We start from the raw sequence: 24,472 nt of genomic DNA, 5'->3' as shown, positions 1-24,472 counted from the left end.
GTTCGAAGAATGAAGCCGGTCGGAGCGTCGCCACGAACTGCAACCGCTGCCGTCGTCGCCCTGTCGATGACCGCTGCCATGCTCGCCGGGTGCGCCCGATTCGACGACTCGAACTCGTCACCGTTCACTCCCGCACCGGAGATCGGTGCCGCCGAGCTCCAGCCCACCACCCCCAGCGAGGCTCCGCCCACGTCCGATCAGAACGCGCCGCCGCCGTCGGGTCCGTGCGTCGATCCCGATCCGGCAGTGATCGCGACCTGTCTCGACACCACGGGCGGCCTCGTAGCGCTGCCGGACGGACAGAGCACACTGGTTGCCGAGCGCCGAACCGGTCGCATCATGGAGGTCGCGGCCGACCGGATCCCGGTCGAGTTCGCCCGCATCGACGTCGACGGCACCGGCGACGGAGGCCTTCTCGATATCGCGTTGTCTCCGACGTACGCCGAGGATCGGTTGCTCTACGCCCTCGTCACCACGGACTCCGACACCAGGGTGGTTCGGCTCGCTCCGGGCGACGTACCCAAGGATATCCTGACCGGAATTCCGCGCGGCGCGACGGGCAACCGTGGATCGATCGATTTCTACACTCCGAACGAACTGCTTGTGCTCACCGGCGACAACGGCGACCCGGTAGCAGCTGCTGACCCGAACTCGTTGTCGGGGAAGCTTTTACGGGTCACGTCGTTGTCGCCGACGGCCAATCCCCCACGTCCGCAGATCGCACTGAGCGGCATCGGGACGGCAGGCGACGTCTGCACCGACGGGACCGGGAACATCTACGTCACCGACCGCACCGCCATCGAGGACCGCCTGCAGCGGATCGACAAGCTGGGTGCCGTGTTCTCGCCGGTATGGACGTGGCCGGACCGACCAGGCGTCGCCGGATGCGCAGCGGGCGACGGCGGTGTGGCAGTAGCGCTCACGACAGCGAAAGCTGTTGCAGCGCTGACAACCGATGCGAACACCGGAGCCGTGTCGGCCGAACCGACGCTGCTGATCCAAGACCGGTACGGGCAGTTGAACGGGGCTACGAGTTCGGCCGACGGTCAGATTCTGGTGGGGACGGTGAACAAGAGCGGTGCGGAGCCCGGACCCACCGATGACCGCGTCGTCAAAGTGCCCTTCCCCGGCGGCGGCGGAGGCGGATTCGACTGATCGAGAAACGACTACGGCCGAGCGTGTATCACGCTCGGCCGTAGTCGATCCGGTCGATCAGGACTGGCCGCAGGCCTCGAGGACCAACTCCTTGACGCGGGCTGCGTCGGCTTGACCACGCGTCGCCTTCATCACCGCACCCACAATGGCACCGGCAGCCTGAACCTTGCCGCTACGGATCTTGTCCACCACACCGGGATTGGCAGCAAGTGCCTCGTCGACGGCGGCTTGCAACTTGGTGTCGTCCTTCTCCAACACGAGATTTCGCGCAGACATCACCTGCGCCGGCTCGCCCTCACCTGCCAGCACCCCGTCCACCACCTGACGGGCACCGTTGTTGTTCAACTTTCCGTCGGAAACCAACGCGGCCACTTCCGCCACCTGGGCCGGGATGATCGACAGATCGGCCAACTCGACTCCGGCGATGTTGGCCTGCTGAGACAGGTACGACACCCACCAGGACCGTGCAGCCTGCGGCGATGCACCCGCCTCCACCGTGGCCGCGACGAGTTCGAGCGCGCCGGAATTCACCAGGTCACGCATCTCCTCGTCGGAGACACCCCAGTCCTTCTGGATACGGCCGCGGCGCAACCACGGTAGCTCGGGAAGCGTCGCACGAAGCTCTTCGACCCAGGCCGCGTCGGGAGCGACGGGCGCGAGATCGGGCTCGGGGAAGTACCGGTAATCCTCCGCGGTTTCCTTCTTGCGGCCGGGGGTGGTGGTGCCGTCCGCTTCCTGAAAGTGCCGCGTCTCCTGCGTCACCTCGCCACCGGATTCGAGAACTGCTGCCTGACGGCGCATCTCGTACCGAACGGCGACCTCGACGCTCTTGAGCGAGTTGACGTTCTTCGTCTCGGTGCGCGTGCCGAATTCCGTCGCCGACTTCTCCATCAGGGAAACGTTGGCGTCGCAGCGCAACGAACCTTGGTCCATCCGGACATCGGAGACGTTCAGCGACTTCAACAGATCGCGAAGCGCAGTGACGTATGCCCGCGCGACCTCGGGCGCCCGCGCACCGGTACCGGTGATCGTCTTCGTCACGATCTCCACCAACGGCACACCGGCACGGTTGTAATCGAGCAAAGAGTGCGACGCCCCCTCGATTCGGCCGGTGGCTCCGCCGACGTGCGTCGACTTGCCGGTGTCCTCCTCCATGTGCGCGCGCTCGATCTCGACACGGAACGTGCTGCCGTCGTCGAGCAGCACATCGAGATAGCCCTCGGTGGCAATGGGTTCGTCGTACTGCGAAATCTGGTAGTTCTTGGGCTGATCGGGGTAGAAGTAGTTCTTGCGGGCGAACCGACCCCACGGAGTGATCGAGCAGTTCAGCGCCAGCCCGATTCGAATAGCCGACTCCACTGCAGCAGAGTTCACCACCGGCAGTGCACCGGGAAGGCTCAGGCACACCGGGCACACCTGAGTGTTCGGCTCCGCCCCGAACTCCGTGGGGCAGCCGCAGAACATCTTGGTCGCCGTACCCAACTCCACGTGGACTTCCATGCCCAATACGGGATCGAACTTGGCGAGCACATCGTCGTAATCGATCAAATCGACGGTTGCAGCAGTCATGCACGCAAGTTTATGTCCTAGCCACTGTCAGCCGTTCCCGCAGGCTCCACTCTCGCTAGAACGCGCGAGTAACAACGCGTCCTCGCTACCGTGCACGAGTGACTCCACCAGAGAGACAGACACTGGCCATGACCGTGCTGATGACACCCGACATGGCCAACTTTTCCGGCAATGTACACGGCGGCACGATTCTGAAGTTCCTGGACCAGGTGGCGTACGCCTGCGCAAGTCGCTATGCCGGGGCGTACGTGGTCACGCTGTCGGTGGATCGAGTGGTCTTTCGCGAGCCGATCCACGTCGGTGAACTCGTCACCTTCTCTGCGTCGGTCAACTACACCGGCCGCACCTCGATGGAGGTCGGGATTCGAGTGGAGACAGAGAACATTCAATGCGGTGAACTTCGACACACCAACAGTTGCTACTTCACCATGGTCGCGATCGGTGACGACGGAAAGCCCACGACTCTGCCCCAGTTGACGGTGACCACCGATGTCGGTGCTCGGCGCTTCGAGGCCGCTCGGCGACGACGCGAATTGCGCCGAGAGACCGAAGACCGCGAGGCCGAGATCCAAGAAGCCGCGAGTCGAATCTGACCTCGCACCCGCGCCGGGTTCAGCCGAAGAACGCGGCGGCGTCGTCGTATCGGGTCTGCGGAACCCGCTTGAGCTGCTTGGTCGCTTCGGCCAGGGACACCAGGCCGATTTCGGTGCCGCGCAACGACACCATCTTGCCGAAGTCCCCGGAATGGGCAGCATCGGTCGCGTTGACGCCGAATCGCGTCGCGAGCACGCGGTCGTACGGGGTGGGCGTTCCGCCGCGCTGGACGTGCCCGAGCACCGTGGTACGCACTTCCTTGTTGATGCGACGTTCGATCTCGACACCGAGCTGGTGCGCGACTCCGGTGAATCGAACGTGACCGAACTCGTCGATGCCACCGTCCAGAAGTTTCATCGAACCTTCCATCGGCTTTGCACCCTCGGCAACGACGCAGATGAAGTGCGAATCTCCACGCTGAAAACGCTTGCGCACCAGGGTGCACACCTCCTCGACGTCGAACGGCTGCTCCGGGATGAGCGTCATGTGCGAACCCGACGCCAATCCGGCGTGCAGCGCAATCCACCCCGCGTGCCGGCCCATCACCTCGACGAGCATCACACGCTGATGAGATTCTGCAGTGCTGTGCAAACGGTCGATTGCGTCGGTGGCGATCGTCAGTGCGGTGTCGAAGCCGAATGTGACGTCGGTGCAATCGATGTCGTTGTCGATCGTCTTGGGCACCCCGACCACCGGTACCCCCTCTTCCGACAACCATGCCGCCGCAGTGAGGGTTCCTTCGCCACCGATCGGGATCAACACGTCGATGCCGTTGTCCTCGAGAGTCTGCTTGACCCGATCCAGCCCGGCGCGCAACACATCCGGATTGGTGCGCGCGGTGCCGAGCATCGTGCCGCCCTTGGTGAGCAAACGGTCGTTGCGGTCGTCGTTGCGCAGTTGCACCCGACGATCCTCGAGAAGCCCACGCCAGCCGTCCTGGAAACCGACGACCGTGGAGCCGTACCGCGCGTCGGCGGTACGTACGACTGCACGAATCACCGCATTGAGCCCTGGGCAGTCGCCGCCTCCGGTCAGAACTCCGATGCGCATCGATTTTCGCCTCTCTGCTCGAGGTCCGCGAAGTGGACCCAACGACGGTCGTCAGCCTAATCGGACGTGGGGTACAGCGCGCGGCGGTACCTCCCGTAGCTCACTTCGGCGTGACGACGCCCGTCTCGTAGGCCAGCACGACGGCCTGGGCGCGATCGCGTAGTCCGAGCTTGGCGAGGACCTTGCCGACATGAGTTTTCACGGTCTGTTCGGCAAGGAAAAGAGTGCCGGCAATCTCGGAATTGGACATGCCGGTGGCGATGAGCTCGAGCACCTCGCGTTCGCGCGGAGTCAGATCGCTCAGCCGCGGCGACGGGTGGCGGCGCGCTCCGCGTCGGGAGGTGACGTCGGCGATGAGCCGTCTGGTCACCGACGGTGCCAGCAGAGCCTCACCCGCGGCGACGACGCGCACACCTCTGATCAACTCCTCGGCCGGCGCATCCTTGAGCATGAAGCCACTCGCACCGAGAGCAAGCGCCTCGTAGACGTAGTCGTCGATGTCGAACGTGGTCAGCATCAAGATGCGCACCGGAGACGGCAGGGATGCAGACAGGATCGCGCGCGCCGCATCGAGACCGTTCATCTCCGGCATCCGAACATCCATCAGCACCACGTCGGGCAACAACCGGGCGACCTCGCTGACCGCCGTCCTGCCGTTGTCGGCGTCTCCGATGACCGAGATATCCGGCTGGGCTCCGAGCAATGCGCCGAATCCCTGCCGCACCATCGCTTGGTCGTCGGCGATGAACACCGTGGTAGCCACGCTCGTCAGCCTAGGCGAGGTCGTCCGCGACCGTCGATTCCGTCGAGGTCGGCATGCCGTTCGGCACGTGCACCGCCACCTCGAATCCGCCGTCCGGCAGAACGGCGGCATGCAACCAACCGTGCGCCGCCCGCGCGCGGTCACGCATACCCGCTATACCGTGCCCGCCGGTATCCGATCCAGCGGCATGGGTGACACCGATCTTCGGCGACGGCGCATTGACGACGGTCATCACGACGGTGCTCGGCCCGACCGTGATGTCGACCGTCACGGCGGCTTCAGGAGCGTGGCGCGCCGCATTCGACAGCGACTCCTGGAGAATTCGGTAGAGCGCCAAACCCGTTGTTTCGGAGACCGACGCGACCGGTCCGGTGATGTTCCATCGGACATCCATTCCCGCTTTGCTACTCGCCCGAAGGGTGCGTTCGAGGTCGAGTGCATTCGGTGCCGGCGCATCCTGCCACTGCTGACCGTCGCTGCGGAGCACTCCCAGCATTCCCCTGATCTCGTTGAGTGCTTCGCGTGCCGTGGCTCCGATCGACTCGAATTCCTCTGCGGCAGCGAGAGATACGTCGTCGAGTCGATACGGCGCGCTCTGCGCCTGTACCACCACCATCGACATGTGGTGCGCCACGACGTCGTGCAGATCGCGAGCTATCTTCGCCTTCTCCTCGAGCACCGTTCGCCGGGTGCGCTCGAGTTCACTGACCTCCTCCTGCTGCGCGAGTTGCCTACGAGAGAGAACGAGCCAGCGAATCAACAGCCCGAACACCACGACCGCCGTGAGACCGACCGACCAGCCGACTCCGTCCGAGCCCGGCATGAAGGCGAAGAACACCAACATGCTGGCCAGCCAGGACAGCAGCAGAATCGACGGCGGCGATCGCAGGGCAACTGTGAACAGCAACGCCAACAGGACGAGGATGTGCACGACCTGCCATGGATAGTCGTATCCCGGAACGCGGTCGAACACGACCGGCACCACCAGCGCAGACAACGCCGAGACGGCCCAACCGAGCGCGGGGTTGACACGGATCAGCGCAAAGGGAAACGCTGCGAGTGCGCCGACGAGCGGCAGCAGTGGAACCGAAACATGATGGGTGAGTGGCAATGTCGGCCATGCGATGGAGTAGAGCACCGCAGTGACGGCCACGATCGACACGTCGACCGAACGGACACCGAGGATTCGGGTCGGCAGCCGACGCCTGGCCGCGACGGGCTCGAAATCTCCTGATCGTTTCTTGCGCACGGACCGAGCCTAGGGAGTACCGGCCGAGCAGGTCGTCATACCTGAGTATCAGTTCGATGCAGACTTCGGGTACCGGGTCGACTGCCGAAGGACCCCTGCAGGCACCGCCGAACGAGACCTCGGTGCGATGCCGAGTGAGAATGTCGCTCCTTAGCGTCGAAACCCATGAGCAGGAACATCTCTCGCGCCCTGATATGCATCGCTGCAGCGACCGTGGCGGTGACCGCAACCACCGGGGCCGCATCGAGACCCCCGACCACCGACACGACTTCGCCGGTTGCACTGGCGGTGCACGCACTCGTCACGGAGTCCGCAGAGGTAGCAACCCTGACCATCCCGGACGACTTTTCGACCGTGATGGGATACCGCCCGCGGGTGCAGGACGCCATGGCCGAGAATCCCACGGGCGGTTGTTCGTCACCCGTACCGCTGCCGTCGGAATTCGATTCCGCCTGCAAGGCCCACGATCTGGGCTACGACCTCATTCGGTATGCCGCCGCGACAGGTAAGGCCGTGGATCCGGGGTGGCGCAGATCGATCGATGCGCAACTCGAATCCCGCATGCACGCCGCATGCGTCGACAGAACCTCCGATGGCCCTCGTCGGATGTGCGACGCCGCGGCCTCGGTGGCCGCGACGGCCGTCGATATCAATTCGTGGCGACAATCCTTCGGCGCGCCGGTGGCCGAACCCGCGCTCCCGATCGCGTCGGTCGGTGTGCTCGTCGCCCTGATGGCACTGTCGTCCACGCTGATCGTCCGGTATCGACGCAGGCCGGTAACGGTCCCCGAATCGGGTGAACGCGCATGATGGCGTCGATCACCGGAGTCCCCGCTCCGGCCGGTACGGCGCGGCCTGCCGCTCGGCAAACCGTAACGAAGTCCCCGCCGTCGTCGGGCCTGAGACTTCCTCGAGTAGGCACCTCCGTCGCACTCACCGTTGCGGTGCTGGCGTCCTCGGCTCCTGCACTGCTCCCCAGGCCGGCCGTCACCCAGGCATTATCGACGGGCGTATCGATGGCGATCGCACTCGCCGTTGCGTGGTCCGCCCGATGGGCACTCCGAACACACCGGCATTCTCGATTTCGCGCGCAGGCATGGGCAGCGGGCGTCGGGACCATGATCGCACTCGGCGCTGTGTACTCGAATGTGATGTGGCAGAACACGTTACGTCTGGCCATGGGTTCACCCACGGTGGACTGGCGCTATGCCATCGACGTCGTCGGCGGAGCGAGCTGCGTTGCCCTCGCCCTGTGGGGAATCGGTCTCGGCGCACTGAAATTGTGCAATGCGCTCGGCGTGGCCCGGTCGATCGGTCTGATCGTGATCGTCGGCGTTCTCTCGTATGCCGTGGCCGTACCTGCGCTCTGGTCGGCCATGTCCAGTTCTTTCGCGGCCTCGAACTCCGCGCTGGACGAGACGGTGACCGCTCCGGTCGCACAAACCAGATCGGGAAGTCCGAACTCCCTGGTGCCGTGGCGCACGCTGGGCAGGGAAGGCCGAAAGTTCGTGTCCGGCGGCCTCGACCCCCGCGCCGCGCGCATCTACGTGGGTCTCGACTCGGCACCGACACTCGAACAGCGGGTGAACATGGCCGTAGCGGACATGGAGCGCGCCGAAGCCTTCGCGCGTGACGTCGTGGTCGTTGCAATACCGACCGGATCGGGCTGGGTCGACGAGAATGCCGTGACAGGTGCCGAACACGCATTCGGCGGGAGCGTGGCGACCGTGGCGGTGCAGTACTCGAACAAGCCCAGCTGGGCGACGTTCCTGTTCGCCGAGGACGACGCCCGCCGCTCCGCGGATGCGGTGGTCGATGCAATTGCGGCACGAGCGGCAACCGAAGCGACACCACCGAAGATAGTGGTGTACGGCCAGAGTTTGGGTTCGGTGGCGGGAAGCGACGCATACCTCACCCACCGGAACACGAATCCGTTGATCTGCGGTGCCGTGTGGGCAGGCCCACCAGCCGGAGCCGTGAACACCGAGGGTGCAACGGTATTGGCAAATTCCTCGGATCCCGTCGTCCGGTGGTCCGCACAATTGCTGTGGTCGGCTCCGAGTCCGGTGACCACCCGGCACGATGCGCCCACGCCGATGTGGCTGCCCCTCGTGAGTTTCGTCCAGACGTCGATCGATCTTGCAGCAGCGCTCGATGTCGACGCAGGTCACGGCCATCGGTACGGCACCGACCAAGGTACGAGTATGCCGCGGTGTCGGTGACGACAGGTCCGAGCGTCAGTCGAGCAGCCCCAATCGTCCACCTAGCCAATCCATTTCCTGCTCGAGCGCCGGAGCCCACACCTGCATCGAATGGCCACCGGGCAATTCGCTGTAGTGTGCGTCCACACCGGATGCCACTGCAGCCTCGAATGCACGCTCGGTCTGTGGCCGGAATTCCTCGTCGTCGGATCCGACGACGAAGGCACCGGCCGAGTCAGGAAAGCTGCTGCGCGAGAGAATGTTCAGCGGTGTGGTTTGCTCGAATCGAGCCTCGTTCGCCGGGGTGTCCGAACCGTAGGCCGCGGCAACCGATTCGCTCTTCGTCCCGCGGCGTTGCTCGTCCTCACCGGAGATATCGAGAAAGGTCGGGTACACCGACGGTGCGGTCACGGCCAGCTGAAGGGCGCACGTTCCGCCGTAGGAGTACCCGCCGACCGCCCACGAGCGCGGATCCGAGGACACCCGGAAGGTCGACCGAATCCACTGCGGCACATCGACGGACAAGTACGTCGCAGCGTTTCCGAGTTCGGAATCCATACACATGGGGTTGGCCTCGGTATCGCCGAGGCCGTCGGCAACGACGACGATCGGGGCCGCTCCGCCGTGGCGTGCCGCGAAGGCGTCCATCGTCTGGGCCAGGTGGCCGCCTTCGATCCAGTCGACGACGTGGCCGGGTTGCCCGGTGAGCAGCACGAGCACGGGAAGATCATCGGCACCGGCGTCGTACGACGCCGGCACATAGACCGTCGCAGGCCGCGCGGTGAAGTGCGACACCGTGCCGGGCACCTCGAGATCGACGAGCCTGCCGTGCCCCTCGACCGGGGCGACCGGCGCATGCCCCAACGCAAGCGCCACCGTCGGATACCGAGTCACGGTCAGGTTGGTCAGAACGGCCGCTGCAACCAGCAGCGATGCGAGCAGACCCAGGGCACTGACCGAACCGAACACGACTCCCAGGGGACGACCACGCCGAGCCCGCACGACGACGGCACCGACCAGGACCACCGACAGCAGTGCCGCCGCCGTCAACGCAACGGTCGGCACCGCACCGAACAGCAACGGCCGATGAGCCAAGTCTGCAGCCCACCGATGCAACACCTCGTACTACCTCAGATCGCCGCGAGCGGCTTCGTACGCGGCACCGACGCGGTAGAGCCGCTCGTCGGCGAACGCCGGAGCCATGATCTGCAACCCCACAGGCAGACCGTCCTCGGACGCAAGTCCCGACGGCACCGACATGGCGCAATGCCCCGCAAGGTTCGTCGGCAGAGTGCACAGGTCGTTCAGATACATCGCCATCGGATCATCCACCTTGTCCCCCAACGGGAATGCCGTGGTCGGGGTCGTCGGCGACACCAGCACGTCGACTTTCTCGTATGCGGCATCGAAGTCCCGCGCAATCAATGTGCGGACCTTCAGAGCCGAACCGTAGTAGGCGTCGTAATAGCCGGCCGAGAGGGCGTACGTCCCGATCATGATGCGACGCTTGACTTCCGGCCCGAACCCCTGCGCACGCGTCATTGCCATGACCTGCTCGGCGCTGTGCTTGCCGTCGTCACCGGCCCGCAGTCCATACCGCATTCCGTCGAACCGAGCCAGGTTGGACGACACCTCGGACGGCAAGATCAGGTAGTACGCGGCCAGAGCATGCACGAAGTTGGGGCACGACACCTCGACGACCTCTGCACCGAGCCCGGTGAGGGCGGCCACCGCTGCGTCGAAGGACGAGATCACACCGGGTTGATAGCTGTCCGAGTGGAGTTCCTTGACAACGCCGACTCGAACGCCCGACAGATCACCGCGAGCGCCCTCCCGTGCCGCCGCCACCACCGGTCGAACCGCCGTGTCGACCGACGTGGAGTCCCGCGGGTCGTATCCGGCGATGACCTCGTGCAGCAGGGCCGTATCGAGCACGGTCCGACCACACGGACCGCCCTGGTCGAGCGAGGACGCGCACGCGATCAGTCCGTAGCGCGAGACGCTGCCGTAGGTCGGCTTGGTGCCCACGGTGCCGGTCAGTGCCGCCGGCTGACGGATCGATCCGCCGGTGTCGGTGCCGATGGCCAGCGGTGCCTGGTACGAGGCGAGGGCCGCTGCGCTGCCGCCGCCCGAGCCGCCGGGGATTCGGGTGGTGTCCCAGGGGTTCTTGGTCGGTCCGTAGGCCGAGTTCTCGGTGGACGAACCCATCGCGAACTCGTCCATGTTGGTCTTGCCCAGCACCGGAATTCCCGCGGCTCGCAACTTCGAGGTCAGAGTCGCGTCGTACGGCGACATCCAGCCGTCGAGAATTTTCGACCCGGCCGTCGTCGGCATGTCGGTGGTGCTGAACACGTCCTTGAGTGCCAGCGGCACGCCGGCAAGAGCCGATGCAGGCGCGTGTCCTGCAGCCATTTCGGCGTCGACGGCACTCGCTGCGGCCAGTGCCTCCGAGCCTGCCACGTGTAGGAATGCATGCAGATCCCCATCGACCTCGGAGATGCGGTCGAGATGTGCCTGCGTAGCCTCGACCGCGCTCACCTCACGAGAATGGATACGGGTGGCGAGCTCGGACGCGTCGAGCTTCGTCAGGTCGGTCATTCGCTCTCTCCCAGGATCTGAGGCACCGCGAATCGGCCCTCCTCCGCGTTCGGTGCGCCGGACAGCGACTGCTCGGGCGTCAACCCGGGAACGATCACGTCGGGACGGGTCACGTTCACGATGTCACTGGGGTTGGCCGTCGCCGGAACATCGTCCGTCGCCACCTCCGCCACGGCTTTGACGTGATGAAGAATCGAGTCCAACTGGCCGGCGAACTCGTCGAGTTCGGCGTCGCTGAGAGCCAAGCGCGACAGCCGGGCGAGGTGAGCGACCTCGTCGCGGGAGATGTCAGGCACCGCGTAAGACCTCTTTCACACAGTAGGAGTGGAGCCGGCAGAGACGACTCCGTATTCGTGCACTACGAACCGAACGGGTCCGCGAACGCCGTCCAGCCTAGTGCGGAACGTTTCGCATGCTTCACGCACGCCTCGCGGGCACTTCGGGTGTCAGAATTGTCACTGCCCGCGTTGCGCGACGTTCCGCACAGGTCGAAGATGCAAGGATTGCTCGCGCCGGGGTGCACCGTGTCCCTCTCCACCCGTCAGTGTCGAACGACGATGCTGGGGTGGCCGAAGTACGCCAGAAATGGAAAGGGAGCGTGACATGTCCTACCTGCTCCGCGTTCAACTGCCGGACCGGCCGGGCAGCCTCGGATCGTTGGCCGTCGCACTCGGTTCGGTGGGAGCAGACATCCTCTCGCTCGATGTCATCGAACGCGGCGACGGATATGCGGTCGACGACCTGGTGGTCGACGTCGCACAGGGTTCGCTTCCCGACACGTTGATCACGGCCGCCGAGAACCTCACCGGTGTCCGGGTCGACTCCATCCGGCCGTATACCGGCGTCCTCGACACCCACCGTGAATTGGAATTGATCGATCGCGTCGCGGCGGCATCCGACGACCGAATGCAGGTACTGGTCGACGGCGCTCCCCGCGTTCTGCGAGTGGGGTGGAGCACGGTGGTGGCAACCAACGCACAGGGTCCGTTCCGCCTGGTCGGCAGCCCCGGAGCACCCGAGACCCATGCTGCAGACCTGCCATGGTTCCCGCTGACGGCCCCGGCTGCTCTCGACGCCGATGCCGAATGGGTTCCACAGGTGTGGCGCGACATGGATACCAAGATCGCCGCTGCTCCGCTGGGTAGCACCGGCACCGTACTCATGCTGGGCCGTCCCGGCGGCCCGGAGTTTCGGCCCTCGGAGATTGCTCGCCTCGGTTACCTCGCCGGCATCGTCGCTACCGTTCTGAACTGACGGGTGCCCCGAGGCCGGTCGAGTCGGTCATCCGGGTCATTCCGCAGGCTGCACTCCTGGTCATCCGGGTCATTCCGCAGGCTGCACTCCTGGTCATCCGGGTCATTCCGCAGGCTGCACTCCTGGTCATCCGGGTCATTCCGCAGGCTGCACTCCAGGGACGGATTCCGGTGCCGGCTCTGCCGGAGCCACCGCCTCGGGCCCCTCGGCCAGTAGCCGAGTGAATCCCGCCTCGTCCAGCACCGGTACCCCGAGCTCGACTGCCTTGTCGTGCTTGGAACCAGGAGACTCGCCTACAACGACGAACGACGTCTTCTTCGAAACCGAACCTGCAGCCTTGCCACCTCGGAGCAGGATCGCTTCCTTGGCTTCGTCCCGCGAGTACGACGTCAGAGACCCGGTGACGACGATCGAGAGTCCCTCGAGATTCCGGTCGATCGACGCATCGCGTTCGTCCTCCATCCGCACGCCGGCTGTACGCCATTTGTCGACGATGGCTCGGTGCCAGTCGACCTCGAACCATTCCGAGACGGCGGTTGCGATGGTGCCACCCACGCCGTCGACCGCCGACAACTCGTCGACCGATGCCGCTTCGATGCGCTCGAGACTGCCGAACTCTCCGGCCAATGCCCGTGCTGCCGACGGACCGACGTGCCGGATCGACAAGCTGACCAGGACCCGCCACAGCGGCTGGTTCTTCGCGACAGCCAGATTGTCGAGCAACTTTCGGCCGGTGGCCGACAGCGACCCGGACTTTGTGCGGAAGATCGCCGTCTTCATCAGGTCTTCTTCGGTGAGCGAGAACAGATCGCCCTCGTCCTGGATGGCACCTGCGCTCAACAAATCGGATGCGGCCTCGTAGCCGAGGCCCTCGATGTCGAATCGCTGCCGCTCGGCCACGAAGAACACCCGCTCGCGGCGTTGCGCCGGGCAGAACTGCGAGTTGGGGCACCGCAGGTCCGCATCACCTTCCTTGGCCGGGGCCAGGGGCGTCGAGCACTCCGGGCACTCGGTGGGCATGACGAACTCGGTTTCGTCACCGGTCCTGGCGTCGACGACAGGGCCGAGAACCTCCGGAATGACTTCTCCTGCTTTGCGAATGGTCACGGTGTCACCGATCAGAACGCCCTTGCGCTTGACCTCGGAACCGTTGTGCAAGGTCGCCAGCGACACCGTGGAGCCGGCGACGAGAACCGGAGTCATGTAGGCGAACGGCGTCACTCTGCCCGTCCTGCCCACGCTGACACGGATGTCGAGCAGAGTCGTGGTGACTTCCTCGGGAGGGTACTTGTAGGCGATGGCCCACCTCGGTGCCCGAGACGTCGTTCCCAACCGCCGATGCAGCGACATCTCGTCGATCTTGACCACCAGGCCGTCGATTTCGTGTTCTACGTCGTGTCGGTGCTGGTCCCAGTAGACGACCTTCTCGACGACCGCGTCGATCCCCTGCACCCGCGTGGTGTGCGTGGAGATCGGCAGACCCCAGGCTCGGAGGGCCTCGTACGCGTGCCACTGCGAATCGGGGGTGAAGCCCACCATCCGCCCGAACCCATGGCAGATCATGCCCAGGCGTCGCTTGGAGGTGACGGCAGGATTCTTCTGTCGCAGCGACCCAGCCGCGGAGTTTCGCGGATTGGCGAACGGAGGCTTGCCCTCCTCCACGAGGGAAGCATTGAGGGCTTGAAAATCCTCGAGGCGAAAGAAGACCTCCCCGCGCACTTCCAGCACCTCCGGTACGGGGTACTCGGCACTACCCGTGAGGGTGTCCGGGATGTCGTCGATCGTGCGAGCGTTGAGCGTCACGTCCTCACCGGTCCGGCCGTCGCCGCGGGTGGCTCCGCGCACGAGGGTGCCGTTCTCGTACACCAGGTTCAACGCGACGCCGTCGATCTTGACCTCACACAGATAGTGCAGATCCGGCCCCGCCTCGGCCTCGACTCGTTTGGCCCATGCCCGAAGCTCGTCGTGATCGAACACGTTGTCCAAGCTGAGCATTCGTTCAAGATGGTCCACCGCGGTGAATTCCGTCGCGAAGCCGCCACCGACCAACTGGGTCGGTGAGTCCGCGGTACGCAGATCCGGGTGCGCATCTTCCAGATCGTTGAGCTCCCGCAACAGAGCATCGAATTCGCCGTCGGACACGATCGGGGCATCGCGCACGTAGTAGCGAAACTGGTGACCGCGCACTTCCTCGGCCAACGTCTGCCAACGCTCGCGATCGGCCGACGACGCGGCGTCGAGTTCGGTCCCGACGGTCCCTGCGGTGTCGTCGGCTCCTGCGGGTGGTTCGGTCGGCTCAGGCACGTCTCGAAGATTATCCGACCCCACCGACAGCGACGCATCGGCCGACACCGCGCGACTAGCGACCCATCAGTCCCAGCAACAGCGTTGCGGCCACCAGCGCGACCGCACAGATGCCGGCGGTCAGCGCGAAACCGGTGAGGAACGAATCGGAGTAGATGCCGCCGAGCACCGAGGCCATCACCGACAGCAGCACTCCGGCGGGCAATCCACGTCGCTGGGCATCCGATAGCCGATACATCGCTCGATCATCGCAGAGTTCCGATCCGATCACATCGGTGCACGGAGTTGTCGATGCGGGAGCGGCTCAGATCTCGTCGATGACCAGACTGTTGCCGCCGGACTGCTTGGACCGGTACATCGCCGCGTCCGCCGTACGCGCGGCCCTGCCCACCACCGAGGTTCCCACGTCCCACAGAGCCGAGTCCTCGCGCAGCAGGGCCATCCCCACACTGACGGTGACGGGGATGTCGTCTCGACTGTCGCAGAGCACCCGAACCACGTCGAATCCGAGATCGACCATCCCCCGCGCGTCGCCGACCAGGGCGACGAGGAATTCCTCACCACCGGTTCGGGCGAGCACGCCGCCCCGGTGACGGACCAATCGCCGAAGTCGATCGGCGACCCTGACGATCACATCGTCTCCGCGACTGTGCCCGAACCTGTCGTTCACGGACTTGAACTTGTCGATGTCGACGACCATGAACGCCATCGACATATCCCGATGGTGGGCGTGCTGCCACAGGTCCAGCAGTTCGCTGTCTATGCCGCGCCGGTTGTATACCCCGGTCAACGGGTCCAGTACCGACCGCTTGGCGTCGTTGGACAATGTCGTCCACGCCACCTGAGCGAACACGGGCACGCCCACCGTCGCCAGGAGCAGAACCACCGTGGCGGTCGCGACAGCGGGCCCGTCGATGTAGTCCACATCGTCGTTCATCACCGTCACGAACGTGCGGATGCCGAAACCGACGATGAACGTGGCGGTCCACACCAAGTGCGCCACCAGCAAGCGTGGACTCAGAAAATACGTGCACAGTGCACCAGTGATCGCGAACAACACTGTTCCGATGAGCGAGGCGATCGGGTCGTACAGAATCAACACCGAGGTCGTGAGGATGTCGCCGAAGGCGAGAAAGCCGATGAACCACTTCTTCCCCGGGATCGGTCCCAACACACACCGAGCAGCGACGGCTACCTGAACTACGAGCACCAGGCCGACCCAGCCGATCGCAATCGTTCCCTGAGGACCCAGGTCGCTGAAGAGCATCAGAATCGACGTCAGCGCGTACATCATCGTCGCCGTACCGAATACGGCACGAATGATTCCGGTCAGCGGGCGGGTAGATCTGTGGTTCAGGATCCACTCGAAGTCGTGCGGAGCCCGATACCAGTCGGAGGTTGCGGCAGCGAGTTTGGCCAACACACCTCGACGGTGTCTACCGGAACGTCGGAGGGAGGCAACCTCGTCGAAGTCGCGACCGCCTGATGCCATTTTCCGAACTCCCACCGATTCGATAGACCCCCGACGGCCATGTGAATAGTGTCACACCTGTTCGACGTCCCTACCGCCCTGGGTTCCGGCAGTGCGGGGCCCGAGGCTTTTCACTCGAGGCGACTGTGCGATCTCACAACGAATCGGGTGAGTCGGCGAAGGCCGAGGCCACGTCGCGGGCGAGTCCTGTTGCGCGACGGGCCCACTCCGCAGTGCTGCCGGCCAGACCGCAACTGGGCGTCACCGAAACCTGTGACGCCAACACCGAACGATCGAAACCGAGGCGGTCGATCAAGGTGACGCCCGGCTCCGCGAGCTCCCGCCAATGGGGCGGCCGCACGGGGGTTTCCGACGGAATCAAGCCGAGCATCAGAGTCTTTCCCATCTGCAGCAACTCACCGATTCCGTCGAAGTCGGTGCGGCGCAGCCCCGTCGCGTCCACGGCAACCGCGACGGCCCGCGAGCGGCGAAGCAGATCGAAGGGAACGTCGGTGTCGCAGCAATGCACAGCAACCGGGAGGGCGACCGTCTCGATGAGCGAGTCGAGCAGTTCGAGTGCCTCCGGCTCGGGAACTGCCCGCACCGTGTCGAGTCCGGTGATTCCGGACAGGCTGCCGGCCAGAACGGCTGCGAGACTGGGTTCGTCGAGCTGAACCACGACGTCGACCCCCAGCCGACGCGTCAGTTCAGCGCAGTGCAGACGCAGGCCTTCCCCCAGGGCTTCGGTGAAATGGCGCAGGGCCCCGCGATCGGTCAGAGCGCGATGCCCATGCCGCAGTTCGACCTGCGCTGCCATCGTGAACGGCCCCGCGGCCTGAACTTTGACGGTGCGCCCGCTGCCGCGTTGTCCCGAGACCTCCCACAGTTCCTCCAGTACGTCGAGGTCCTCGGTGAGAAAATCGCGTGCCCGACGACCGGCGAGCATCGGACGTGGCACCACTCGATATCCGGAGGTGCGTATGTCGAGTTCGACGTCGACCATGATCGCTCCGGTGCGCCCGACCATGTCCGCACCGAGGCCGCGGTCCGGAAGCTCGACGATGTGCGGAAGCTCCTCGAACTCGCCGAGGACGATCGCGGCAGCCTCACGGACGTCGGTGCCCGGCCACGAACCGATACCGGTGGCGAGGCCTGCGAAATTGCTCTGGGTCACTCGCGCTCGGATCGAGTGCCCGAGATGGTCGAGCTACCGATGACGATGTCTCCGTGAATGTCCTTGCGGTACAACACCGCTGCCTGACCCTTCGCGACACCGGTGAGTGGAGACCGCAGTTGGATCTCCATCCCCTCGCCCACCGCCTCGGCGACTGCTTCGGTCAGTCCGCCGTGCGCGCGAACCTGGACGATGCACTCGATGGGACCGGTCGGTGCGGTGCCTTCGGTCCACACCGCACGGTCTCCGCTGATTGCCCAGACGTCGAGCTTCTGAGCAGAACCGACCATCACGGTGCCACTGTCGGGCTCGATCGAGGTGACGTAGCGGGGGCGGCCGTCTGCGGCGGGCCCCTCGACACCGAGTCCCTTGCGTTGCCCGATGGTGAAACCGTGCACACCGTCGTGGTCGGCCAGTTCGGCTCCGGTGTCGGAGTCGACGACCTTGCCCGGGCGGACGCCGATGTGTGCGCCGAGGAAGGCACGAGTGTCTCCCGAGGGGATGAAGCAGATGTCGTGGCTGTCCGGCTTGTCCGCGACGGCGAGCCCGCGCTCGGCAGCTTCCTCACGGATCTCGGACTTCGGAGTATCCCCGATCGGGAACATCGCACGCGAGAGTTGGCCCTGGTTCAGCACGGCCAACACGTAGGACTGGTCCTTGTCCGCGTCCACTGCCCGGCGCAGTACGCCGTCGTGCAACTGGGCGTAGTGGCCGGTGGCCACGGCATCGAAGCCCAGTGCGAGGGCTCGGTCTGCCAGAGCGGAGAACTTGATCTTCTCGTTGCATCGCAGGCAGGGGTTGGGAGTCTCGCCCGCTGCATAGGACGCTACGAAGTCGTCGATGACGTCTTCTTTGAAGCGATCGGCGAAATCCCAGACATAGAAGGGAATTCCGAGCACATCGGCAGCTCGGCGAGCGTCGCCGGCGTCCTCTTTGGAGCAGCAGCCCCGCGAACCGGTGCGCAGCGCACCGGGAGCGGTGGACAGCGCCAAGTGCACCCCGACGACGTCGTGGCCCTCGTCCACGGCACGGGCCGCGGCCACTGCCGAGTCGACTCCCCCACTCATTGCAGCCAGAACACGCATCAGCGATTTCCTCCTCGAGCTCCGACGCCTGCCAGGCCGGCGGCGCGAGCACGTTCGACGACCTGCGGCAGAGCCGCAAGCACAGTGGTGACGTCCGCGTCGGACGAGCCGGCTCCCAGCGAGAATCGCAGCGATCCACGGGCGACGCCGGGATCGCTACCGAGTGCGATCAGAACATGGCTGGCGCTCGCCACGCCCGCAGTACACGCGGAGCCTGTCGAACATTCTATGCCCGCCGCGTCGAGCAGCATCAACAACGAATCGCCCTCGCACCCGGGAAAGGTGAAGTGCACGTTTCCGGCCAGCCGGTCGTCGCCCTCGGGGCCGTTGAGGATGGCGTCGGGAACGGCGTCGCGGATTCCGCCGATCAATCGATCGCGCAGTGCGCTCAGCTCGGCGCGGTGCCGAGACCCGTTCTGGACGGTCGACCGCAGCGCCGCCGCCATCGCGACGACACCCGCGGTGTCCGGCGTGCCCGATCGCACGTCTCGCTCGTGTCCACCACCGTGGAACAGCGGAACACACGGAACCTGACGACCGAGCAACAACGCTCCGACGCCCTGAGGGCCACCGAACTTGTGCGCGGCGACACTCAGCGCGGACAGACCACTGTCCGAGAAACTCACGGGCAGATGGGGCACGGCCTGGATCGCGTCGCTGTGCATCGGGACGCCGTACTCGGCGGCGACGGCGGCCAGCTCGGCGATCGGCATGATGGTGCCGATTTCGTTGTTGGCCCACATGATCGTGACCAAGGCGGTCTCGTCCGCGTGCAGGGCAAGTTCGGCGCGTAGTACGTCCGGTGCCACTCGACCGTCGGCATCGACCGGGAGCCACGTGACACTCGCACCGTCGTGCGCAACGAGCCACTCCACTGCGTCGAGCACCGCGTGATGCTCCACCGAGCTCGCGATGATCCTGGTCAGCGCGGCATCGGAGTCACGACGAGCTGCGAAGATGCCCTTGACGGCGAGGTTGTCGCTTTCGGTGCCCCCGGAGGTGAAGATCACTTCGGACGGGCGTGCGCCGAGATCGGCGGCGATCGACTCGCGGGACTCCTCCACGCGGCGACGAGCCGATCGACCGGAGGTGTGCAGCGACGACGCGTTTCCGACAGTGGCGAATACAGAGGTCATCGCCTCGATGGCGCTCGGCAACATCGGAGTCGTCGCTGCGTGATCGAGGTACACCGGTGGCCGCGGCGGGGCGGAAGCAGTCGTACTGCGCACAGAAGGCATAACAGGCTAGACGATACCCGGTGCCGTGAGTGCGGACCTACCTGCGCGAGGTGGGTCCGCACTCACATGGGCCGACGGTCGGTCAGGCCGCCGCAACCGTCGGCGGCATCGGGCTGCGTTCGGCCTCGGCCATCACCTCGTGCACGGTGGGGTCGTAGACGTCCTTCCCGGGTCGTTCCGCAAACTCCACTCCGTCGCGTCGAATTGCCACCTCGCATCGTCGAGCGAGGTCACGTCGATCGCCACCGGGTGCCTCCGGGGCCGTGTACTCCACCTCGGCACGCAGTCCTCGCAGGCGGAAGATCCGGCCGATGGATGTGCCGATCGTTTCGTCCCCGACGAAGCACGTGGCGGTGGTCTGCTCGCCGGTCCGGTCGAGGTAGCGCAGCCGAATCGGCTGTACCCAGGTCTCCGAATCGATCGCAGCCTGAAGCAGCGCAGGCCGAAGCGATCCGTACGCGCGACCACACCAGGTGGTGGCCTCGGGGAAGACGACGACCGATCCGCCGGCACGGACACGATCGGCCACCTGATCGACGACGGCGGGGAGCTGATGCAGTCGAGCTCGATCGATCGGAAGTACCTTCATGGCCCGCGCGAGACGACCGAGCACCGGCCAGTCGATCAGATCGGCACGTGCGACGAAGGTCGACGGCTGTACCGCGGTGAGCACCACGACGTCGGTCCAGGAGATGTGACCGGCGACGTGCAGAGCACCTGCGGCTGTTCGGGAGCGCTCCCGTTCGGAGCGGGCGTCGAGGACGGTCAAGTCGATTCCCATGGCGAACAGCAGTGTGCGAGCACCGATCCGCGTCAGCGAACGGCGAACCCTCGGAAAGGGCACGCCGAGTACGACCAGCACAGGCAGCACACCGAACGCAGTCAGTGCCAGCACGATACGCAGAATGAGAACGATCCGTCCCACCGTCGGCGGGTTCTTCGGCAGACAACCGTCACTGCACGGCGACGACGGCATCCATGCATGAGTGTGCACGATCGGTTGCGTCACCGGACACCCGACTCGAAGGTCGTTGCGGCCGAACGCAACCGATCGAGGTACCGCGTGTTGGCCTCGTGCAGCCCGAGCAGCGCGACGAAATCGGCGACACCGAATTCGGGGTCGTGCGCCGGCTCACCGCAGATGGAGGCACCGAGCCGAAGGTAGCCGTTCATCAACGGCGGCATCGACGTTCGCTTCGCGGGTGCGATGTCGGTCAGATCCACGCCGTCGACGACGACCGGAGCGTACGGCCGGACCCGACGGTCGAGCGGCGTGGCGTGCTTGTCCAACAGGCGGTCTCGAACACTGCGAACGTTGGCCCCGACGGGCTCCCCGGGTGCGGACTGCATGGGCACCGACACGCAGCCCATCACCCACTCGTATCCGGTCACATCGAGGTAGTGCAGGATTCCGGCCCACATCAGTCCGAGCACGGACCCGGATCGATGATCGGGATGAACTGCAGCCCTTCCCATTTCGACGATATTCATGCCGAAGGGATCGAGCGCGGAGATATCGAACTCGGTTGCCGTGTAGTACCCACCGGCCGATACGGCGGCCTGTGGCGGCAACATGCGGTAGCAGCCGACGAACGTGTCGGTCCATCGGTCACGAACGAGCAGGTGATCACAGAATTCGTCGAACCGATCGGCGTCGAGGCCGTCGGTGTCGGTGGGAATGGAAAATCCCGGCTCGGAAGCGAACACCTCGTAGCGCAGACGCTGCGCGGCGAGTCGGTGCTCCGGGTCGGTGGACAACACCAGCGAGTAGCGGTCGGTGGCCGGGACGATCGATGCAGTCGAGCTCATGACGGAAGTGGTCATGAGGTGTGTCTAACGACCGGGGAAGACCACCGGGCATCGTCGGGGAAACGTGTCGGAAGAGTTTGCGTGAACAAGGTTGCGCAGCTCGACGCAACAGGCCCTCACCGCACATGCGGTGAGGGCCTGTTCGGAGAACAGCGATACTTGCTATCCCTTGTGCTTCTTGACTGCCTCGGTCAGCTGCGGTGCGACGTTGAAGAGGTCACCGACGATGCCGTAGTCGGCGATCTCGAAGATGGGAGCCTCTTCGTCTTTGTTCACTGCGACGATGGTCTTCGAGGTCTGCATTCCGGCGCGGTGCTGGATGGCTCCGGAAATGCCGAGGGCGACGTACAGCTGCGGGGAGACGGTCTTACCCGTCTGGCCCACCTGGAACTGGCCCGGGTAGTAACCGGAGTCGACTGCAGCGCGCGAGGCACCGACTGCGGCACCGAGCGAATCGGCGAGATCCTCGACGACCGAGAACTTGTCGGCGCTGCCGACGCCACGTCCGCCGGAGACGACGACAGTCGCCTCGGTGAGCTCCGGACGGTCGCCGCCCACGATCGGGTCACGCGAGGTGACCTTGACGGTGCCGTCTTCCTGTGCCGGTACGTCGACGGTTTCGCGCGTGCCCGCTCCGGCCTTCGGCTCGGCCTCGACTGCACCGGGGCGCACCGAGATGACCGGTACGTCGCCGTTGGCCTTCGCCTCGACGGTGAACGCGCCGCCGAAGATCGAGTAGACGGCACTGCCGTCACCGTTCAGCGAGACGACGTCGTTGTGGTAGCCCGAGCCCAGACGTGCGGCGAGCCTTCCCGCCACTTCCTTGCCCTCGATCGTGGCTGCGGTGATGATCGCCGCAGGCGAGACCGACTCCGCGAGCGCGGACAGTACGTCGACCTTCGGGGTGACGAGAAAACCGTCGATGTCGTCGGACTCGGCGACGTAGATCTTCTCGGCGCCGGCCTCCGTGAGTGCGTCGGCAACCTTGTCGGCCGTGCCGACCGGGCCGGTGACGACCGCGGACGGCTCACCCAGTGCGCGAGCGGCGGTGATCAGCTCGGAGCTGACCTTCTTCAGTGTTCCCTCGACGTGCTCCACGAGCACGAGTACTTCTGCCATGACTTGCTCCTCGTTTGTCTTCGATTGCTCGGTGGGGCGGGATCAGATGATCTTCTGGCCGACGAGGTAGGTGGCGATCTTGTCGCCGCCGTCGCCCTCGTCGGTGAGCCGCTCGCCTGCAGTCTTCGGAGGCTTGGGGGTGGACGAGGTGACGGTCGTGCCCGCATTGTCGACTCCGACGATGCCGTCCTCGACACCGATGTCGGCCAACGTGATGGTCTGCACCGTCTTCTTCTTGGCGGCCATGATGCCCTTGAACGAAGGGAAGCGCGGCTCGTTGATCTTCTCGGTGACACTCACGATGGCGGGAAGCGTGGCCTCGAGACCGAAGATGCCCTCGTCGGTCTCCCGCTCGCCGCTGACCTTGCCGTCGGCGACGGTGAGCTTGCGCAACTGCGTCAGGGCCGGAATCTGCAAGTACTCGGCGATGATCGCGGGAACTGCACCGGTACGTCCGTCGGTGGCCTCGTTGCCGGCGATGATGAGGTCGGCCGGCTCCTCGTTCTCGAATGCGACGTTGCCCAACGCGGCAGCGAGGGCGTATCCGGTCTGGATCGCGTCGGAGCCGTGCAAGCTCGGATCGTTGAGGTGCACGGCACTGTCTGCACCCATCGACAAGGCCTTGCGGATGGCATCGGTGGCGCGGTCGGGGCCTGCGGACAGAACCTTGACCTCGCCCCCCTGGGCTTCCTTGATGAGCAGTGCTTCTTCGACGGCCCGCTCGTTGATCTCGTCGAGGACGGCGTCGGCAGCCTCGCGATCGAGGGTGTAGTCACCGTCGGTGAGCTTGCGCTCGGACCACGTGTCTGGAACCTGCTTGATCAAAACAACGATGTTCGTCATGGGTCTGCGTCGACCTCCTGGTCATGTTCTGCTGATCGTGAGTGTTCTAACGGTTCGTACAGTTCTACGGCCTGGGACGAGGTTACCTCACCGTAGTTACTCATGGGTAACTTACTTCCTCGTCCGTCCGACCATACATCTGCACCCCGACTGTTACGGAGACCACGTTGGCTTTCCTCCCCCGCGCCTCCACTAACCTTTCGTCGGTGAACGATTCATCGGCTCAGGCACCGACACCGGAACCACTCCCCCTCACCGGCGAGCGCACGGTGCCGGGCATCGCCGAGGAGAACTACTGGTTCCGCCGACACGAGGTGGTCTACCGGGCTCTCGTCGAGCAGTGCCGCGACCGCACCGTACTCGAGGCAGGATCGGGAGAAGGCTACGGAGCCAACATGATTGCCGATGTCGCGACCAACGTTCTCGGTCTCGACTACGACGCGTCGGCCGCCGCACACGTGCATGCCCGCTACCCGAGGGTGACGATGTTGCGCGGGAATCTCGACCGTCTTCCCGTCGCCGATTCCTCGATCGACGTCGTCGTCAATTTCCAGGTGATCGAGCACCTCTGGGATCAAGGTGCGTTCCTCGCCGAAGTGCACCGAGTGCTCGCACCCGGGGGCATTCTGTTGATCAGCACGCCCAACCGCATCACGTTCTCCCCCGGGCGCGACACCCCGCTCAATCCCTTCCACACCCGCGAACTCGACGCGGCCGAACTCACCGAGCTCCTCGTGGACGCTCGGCTCGAGGTCGACGAACTCACCGGGGTCCGGCACGGACGCACGCTGGCCGCCCTCGATGCCAAGCACGGCGGTTCGTTCATCGACGCCCAGATCGAACGAGCCCTGGCCGGTGAACCCTGGCCGGCCGCACTCACCGAGGACGTCGCGGCCATCTCGGTCGACGACTTCGACATCACCGCCGACGACATCGACGGCAGCCTCGACCTGGTCGCCATCGCTCGCAAGAGCTCGAGCGCGGTGATCGGGTGAC

Annotated in this window: 23 protein-coding genes; 6 read left to right on the top strand and 17 right to left on the bottom strand. The window is 65.3% G+C overall.

Features of this window, described 5'->3' with window-relative positions:
• The first annotated feature begins 9 nt into the window (after positions 1-9).
• Positions 10-1,155, top strand: a complete 1,146-nt coding sequence (locus tag CH275_RS02710; protein ID WP_094674910.1) for a PQQ-dependent sugar dehydrogenase — start codon at positions 10-12, stop codon at positions 1,153-1,155.
• 57 nt (positions 1,156-1,212) lie between these two features.
• Here CH275_RS02710 and gatB read toward each other — a convergent pair whose 3' ends face one another.
• On the bottom strand, positions 1,213-2,724 hold the full coding sequence (gene gatB, locus CH275_RS02705; protein WP_094674908.1) for an Asp-tRNA(Asn)/Glu-tRNA(Gln) amidotransferase subunit GatB: 1,512 nt from the start codon (positions 2,722-2,724) through the stop codon (positions 1,213-1,215).
• 128 nt (positions 2,725-2,852) lie between these two features.
• On the opposite strand from gatB, the gene CH275_RS02700 reads away from it, so the two are divergent.
• Positions 2,853-3,317: an acyl-CoA thioesterase gene (locus CH275_RS02700; protein WP_179275961.1), complete on the top strand. Its 465-nt coding sequence runs from the start codon at positions 2,853-2,855 to the stop codon at positions 3,315-3,317.
• A 19-nt stretch (positions 3,318-3,336) separates the two neighbouring features.
• On the opposite strand, the gene CH275_RS02695 is transcribed toward CH275_RS02700, so the two are convergent.
• The 3 genes from CH275_RS02695 to CH275_RS02685 form a co-directional block, all read right to left on the bottom strand.
• On the bottom strand, positions 3,337-4,368 hold the full coding sequence (locus CH275_RS02695) for an ATP-dependent 6-phosphofructokinase (protein WP_032397750.1): 1,032 nt from the start codon (positions 4,366-4,368) through the stop codon (positions 3,337-3,339).
• A gap of 100 nt (positions 4,369-4,468) precedes the next feature.
• Positions 4,469-5,131, bottom strand: a complete 663-nt coding sequence (locus CH275_RS02690) for a response regulator (RefSeq protein ID WP_094674904.1) — start codon at positions 5,129-5,131, stop codon at positions 4,469-4,471.
• A gap of 10 nt (positions 5,132-5,141) precedes the next feature.
• Positions 5,142-6,329, bottom strand: a complete 1,188-nt coding sequence (locus CH275_RS02685; protein ID WP_094675346.1) for a sensor histidine kinase — start codon at positions 6,327-6,329, stop codon at positions 5,142-5,144.
• A gap of 216 nt (positions 6,330-6,545) precedes the next feature.
• On the opposite strand from CH275_RS02685, the gene CH275_RS02680 reads away from it, so the two are divergent.
• Together CH275_RS02680 and CH275_RS02675 are read left to right on the top strand one after the other, a co-directional pair.
• The gene (locus CH275_RS02680) at positions 6,546-7,190 is read left to right on the top strand and encodes a hypothetical protein (RefSeq protein WP_094674902.1); all 645 of its coding nucleotides are present in this window, start codon (positions 6,546-6,548) and stop codon (positions 7,188-7,190) included.
• The gene (locus tag CH275_RS02675) at positions 7,187-8,602 is read left to right on the top strand and encodes an alpha/beta-hydrolase family protein (RefSeq protein ID WP_094674900.1); all 1,416 of its coding nucleotides are present in this window, start codon (positions 7,187-7,189) and stop codon (positions 8,600-8,602) included. The genes CH275_RS02680 and CH275_RS02675 overlap by 4 nt, the downstream gene beginning before the upstream one ends.
• Before the next feature lie 15 nt (positions 8,603-8,617).
• On the opposite strand, the gene CH275_RS02670 is transcribed toward CH275_RS02675, so the two are convergent.
• From CH275_RS02670 to gatC, 3 genes are read right to left on the bottom strand one after another with little or no spacing between them, the layout of a single operon-like run.
• A complete protein-coding gene (locus CH275_RS02670) occupies positions 8,618-9,700 on the bottom strand; it encodes an alpha/beta hydrolase (RefSeq protein WP_256990826.1) in 1,083 nt (360 codons plus the stop codon).
• A 6-nt stretch (positions 9,701-9,706) separates the two neighbouring features.
• Positions 9,707-11,179, bottom strand: coding sequence for an Asp-tRNA(Asn)/Glu-tRNA(Gln) amidotransferase subunit GatA (gene gatA, locus CH275_RS02665; protein ID WP_094674898.1), 1,473 nt, complete (start codon positions 11,177-11,179; stop codon positions 9,707-9,709).
• Positions 11,176-11,475, bottom strand: a complete 300-nt coding sequence (gene gatC, locus CH275_RS02660; RefSeq protein ID WP_094674896.1) for an Asp-tRNA(Asn)/Glu-tRNA(Gln) amidotransferase subunit GatC — start codon at positions 11,473-11,475, stop codon at positions 11,176-11,178. Before gatC ends, gatA begins: the two co-directional genes overlap by 4 nt.
• 307 nt (positions 11,476-11,782) lie before the next feature.
• On the opposite strand from gatC, the gene CH275_RS02650 reads away from it, so the two are divergent.
• Positions 11,783-12,433, top strand: coding sequence for an amino acid-binding protein (locus CH275_RS02650; RefSeq protein ID WP_094675342.1), 651 nt, complete (start codon positions 11,783-11,785; stop codon positions 12,431-12,433).
• Positions 12,434-12,568: 135 nt separating this feature from the next.
• Here the strand turns inward: CH275_RS02650 and ligA are convergent, their stop codons facing one another.
• From ligA to CH275_RS02595, 10 genes are all read right to left on the bottom strand, one after another.
• The gene (gene ligA / locus CH275_RS02640; protein ID WP_179275932.1) at positions 12,569-14,737 is read right to left on the bottom strand and encodes an NAD-dependent DNA ligase LigA; all 2,169 of its coding nucleotides are present in this window, start codon (positions 14,735-14,737) and stop codon (positions 12,569-12,571) included.
• A gap of 55 nt (positions 14,738-14,792) precedes the next feature.
• Positions 14,793-14,975, bottom strand: coding sequence for a hypothetical protein (locus CH275_RS02635; protein ID WP_094675338.1), 183 nt, complete (start codon positions 14,973-14,975; stop codon positions 14,793-14,795).
• 66 nt (positions 14,976-15,041) lie between these two features.
• Positions 15,042-16,160, bottom strand: coding sequence for a GGDEF domain-containing protein (locus tag CH275_RS02630; RefSeq protein ID WP_218828743.1), 1,119 nt, complete (start codon positions 16,158-16,160; stop codon positions 15,042-15,044).
• A 202-nt stretch (positions 16,161-16,362) separates the two neighbouring features.
• Entirely contained in the window at positions 16,363-17,382 is a 1,020-nt protein-coding gene (locus tag CH275_RS02625) for a methionine synthase (RefSeq protein WP_094674890.1), read from the bottom strand.
• Complete coding sequence (gene mnmA / locus CH275_RS02620) at positions 17,379-18,467, bottom strand: tRNA 2-thiouridine(34) synthase MnmA (protein ID WP_094674888.1); 1,089 nt, start codon at positions 18,465-18,467, stop codon at positions 17,379-17,381. Before mnmA ends, CH275_RS02625 begins: the two co-directional genes overlap by 4 nt.
• A complete protein-coding gene (locus CH275_RS02615; RefSeq protein WP_094674886.1) occupies positions 18,467-19,705 on the bottom strand; it encodes a cysteine desulfurase family protein in 1,239 nt (412 codons plus the stop codon). The genes mnmA and CH275_RS02615 overlap by 1 nt, the downstream gene beginning before the upstream one ends.
• 82 nt (positions 19,706-19,787) lie before the next feature.
• Entirely contained in the window at positions 19,788-20,714 is a 927-nt protein-coding gene (locus CH275_RS02610; RefSeq protein WP_256990825.1) for a lysophospholipid acyltransferase family protein, read from the bottom strand.
• Positions 20,711-21,529, bottom strand: coding sequence for a GNAT family N-acetyltransferase (locus tag CH275_RS02605; protein WP_094674884.1), 819 nt, complete (start codon positions 21,527-21,529; stop codon positions 20,711-20,713). The genes CH275_RS02610 and CH275_RS02605 overlap by 4 nt, the downstream gene beginning before the upstream one ends.
• A gap of 147 nt (positions 21,530-21,676) precedes the next feature.
• Positions 21,677-22,633, bottom strand: a complete 957-nt coding sequence (locus CH275_RS02600) for an electron transfer flavoprotein subunit alpha/FixB family protein (protein ID WP_094674882.1) — start codon at positions 22,631-22,633, stop codon at positions 21,677-21,679.
• A 42-nt stretch (positions 22,634-22,675) separates the two neighbouring features.
• Positions 22,676-23,476, bottom strand: coding sequence for an electron transfer flavoprotein subunit beta/FixA family protein (locus CH275_RS02595; protein WP_094674880.1), 801 nt, complete (start codon positions 23,474-23,476; stop codon positions 22,676-22,678).
• A 206-nt stretch (positions 23,477-23,682) separates the two neighbouring features.
• Here CH275_RS02595 and CH275_RS02590 point away from each other — a divergent pair, with 206 nt between their 5' ends.
• A complete protein-coding gene (locus CH275_RS02590) occupies positions 23,683-24,471 on the top strand; it encodes a class I SAM-dependent methyltransferase (RefSeq protein ID WP_256990824.1) in 789 nt (262 codons plus the stop codon).
• Position 24,472 lies beyond the last annotated feature (1 nt).

It is taken from the genome of Rhodococcus sp. 06-235-1A, from assembly GCF_002258785.1.
GTDB lineage: Bacteria > Actinomycetota > Actinomycetes > Mycobacteriales > Mycobacteriaceae > Rhodococcoides.
This window is presented reverse-complemented; position numbering and strand designations above follow the sequence as displayed.

Excerpts from the sequence above, each read along its gene's own strand:
- CH275_RS02710 (WP_094674910.1), top strand. The coding sequence starts at position 10 with ATGAAGCCGGTCGGAGCGTCGCCACGAACTGCAACCGCTGCCGTCGTC.
- gatB (WP_094674908.1), bottom strand. The coding sequence starts at position 2,724 with ATGACTGCTGCAACCGTCGATTTGATCGATTACGACGATGTGCTCGCC.
- CH275_RS02700 (WP_179275961.1), top strand. The coding sequence starts at position 2,853 with ATGACCGTGCTGATGACACCCGACATGGCCAACTTTTCCGGCAATGTA.
- CH275_RS02695 (WP_032397750.1), bottom strand. The coding sequence starts at position 4,368 with ATGCGCATCGGAGTTCTGACCGGAGGCGGCGACTGCCCAGGGCTCAAT.
- CH275_RS02680 (WP_094674902.1), top strand. The coding sequence starts at position 6,546 with ATGAGCAGGAACATCTCTCGCGCCCTGATATGCATCGCTGCAGCGACC.
- CH275_RS02675 (WP_094674900.1), top strand. The coding sequence starts at position 7,187 with ATGATGGCGTCGATCACCGGAGTCCCCGCTCCGGCCGGTACGGCGCGG.
- gatA (WP_094674898.1), bottom strand. The coding sequence starts at position 11,179 with ATGACCGACCTGACGAAGCTCGACGCGTCCGAGCTCGCCACCCGTATC.
- CH275_RS02650 (WP_094675342.1), top strand. The coding sequence starts at position 11,783 with ATGTCCTACCTGCTCCGCGTTCAACTGCCGGACCGGCCGGGCAGCCTC.
- CH275_RS02635 (WP_094675338.1), bottom strand. The coding sequence starts at position 14,975 with ATGTATCGGCTATCGGATGCCCAGCGACGTGGATTGCCCGCCGGAGTG.
- mnmA (WP_094674888.1), bottom strand. The coding sequence starts at position 18,467 with ATGCGTGTTCTGGCTGCAATGAGTGGGGGAGTCGACTCGGCAGTGGCC.
- CH275_RS02615 (WP_094674886.1), bottom strand. The coding sequence starts at position 19,705 with ATGCCTTCTGTGCGCAGTACGACTGCTTCCGCCCCGCCGCGGCCACCG.
- CH275_RS02605 (WP_094674884.1), bottom strand. The coding sequence starts at position 21,529 with ATGACCACTTCCGTCATGAGCTCGACTGCATCGATCGTCCCGGCCACC.
- CH275_RS02600 (WP_094674882.1), bottom strand. The coding sequence starts at position 22,633 with ATGGCAGAAGTACTCGTGCTCGTGGAGCACGTCGAGGGAACACTGAAG.
- CH275_RS02595 (WP_094674880.1), bottom strand. The coding sequence starts at position 23,476 with ATGACGAACATCGTTGTTTTGATCAAGCAGGTTCCAGACACGTGGTCC.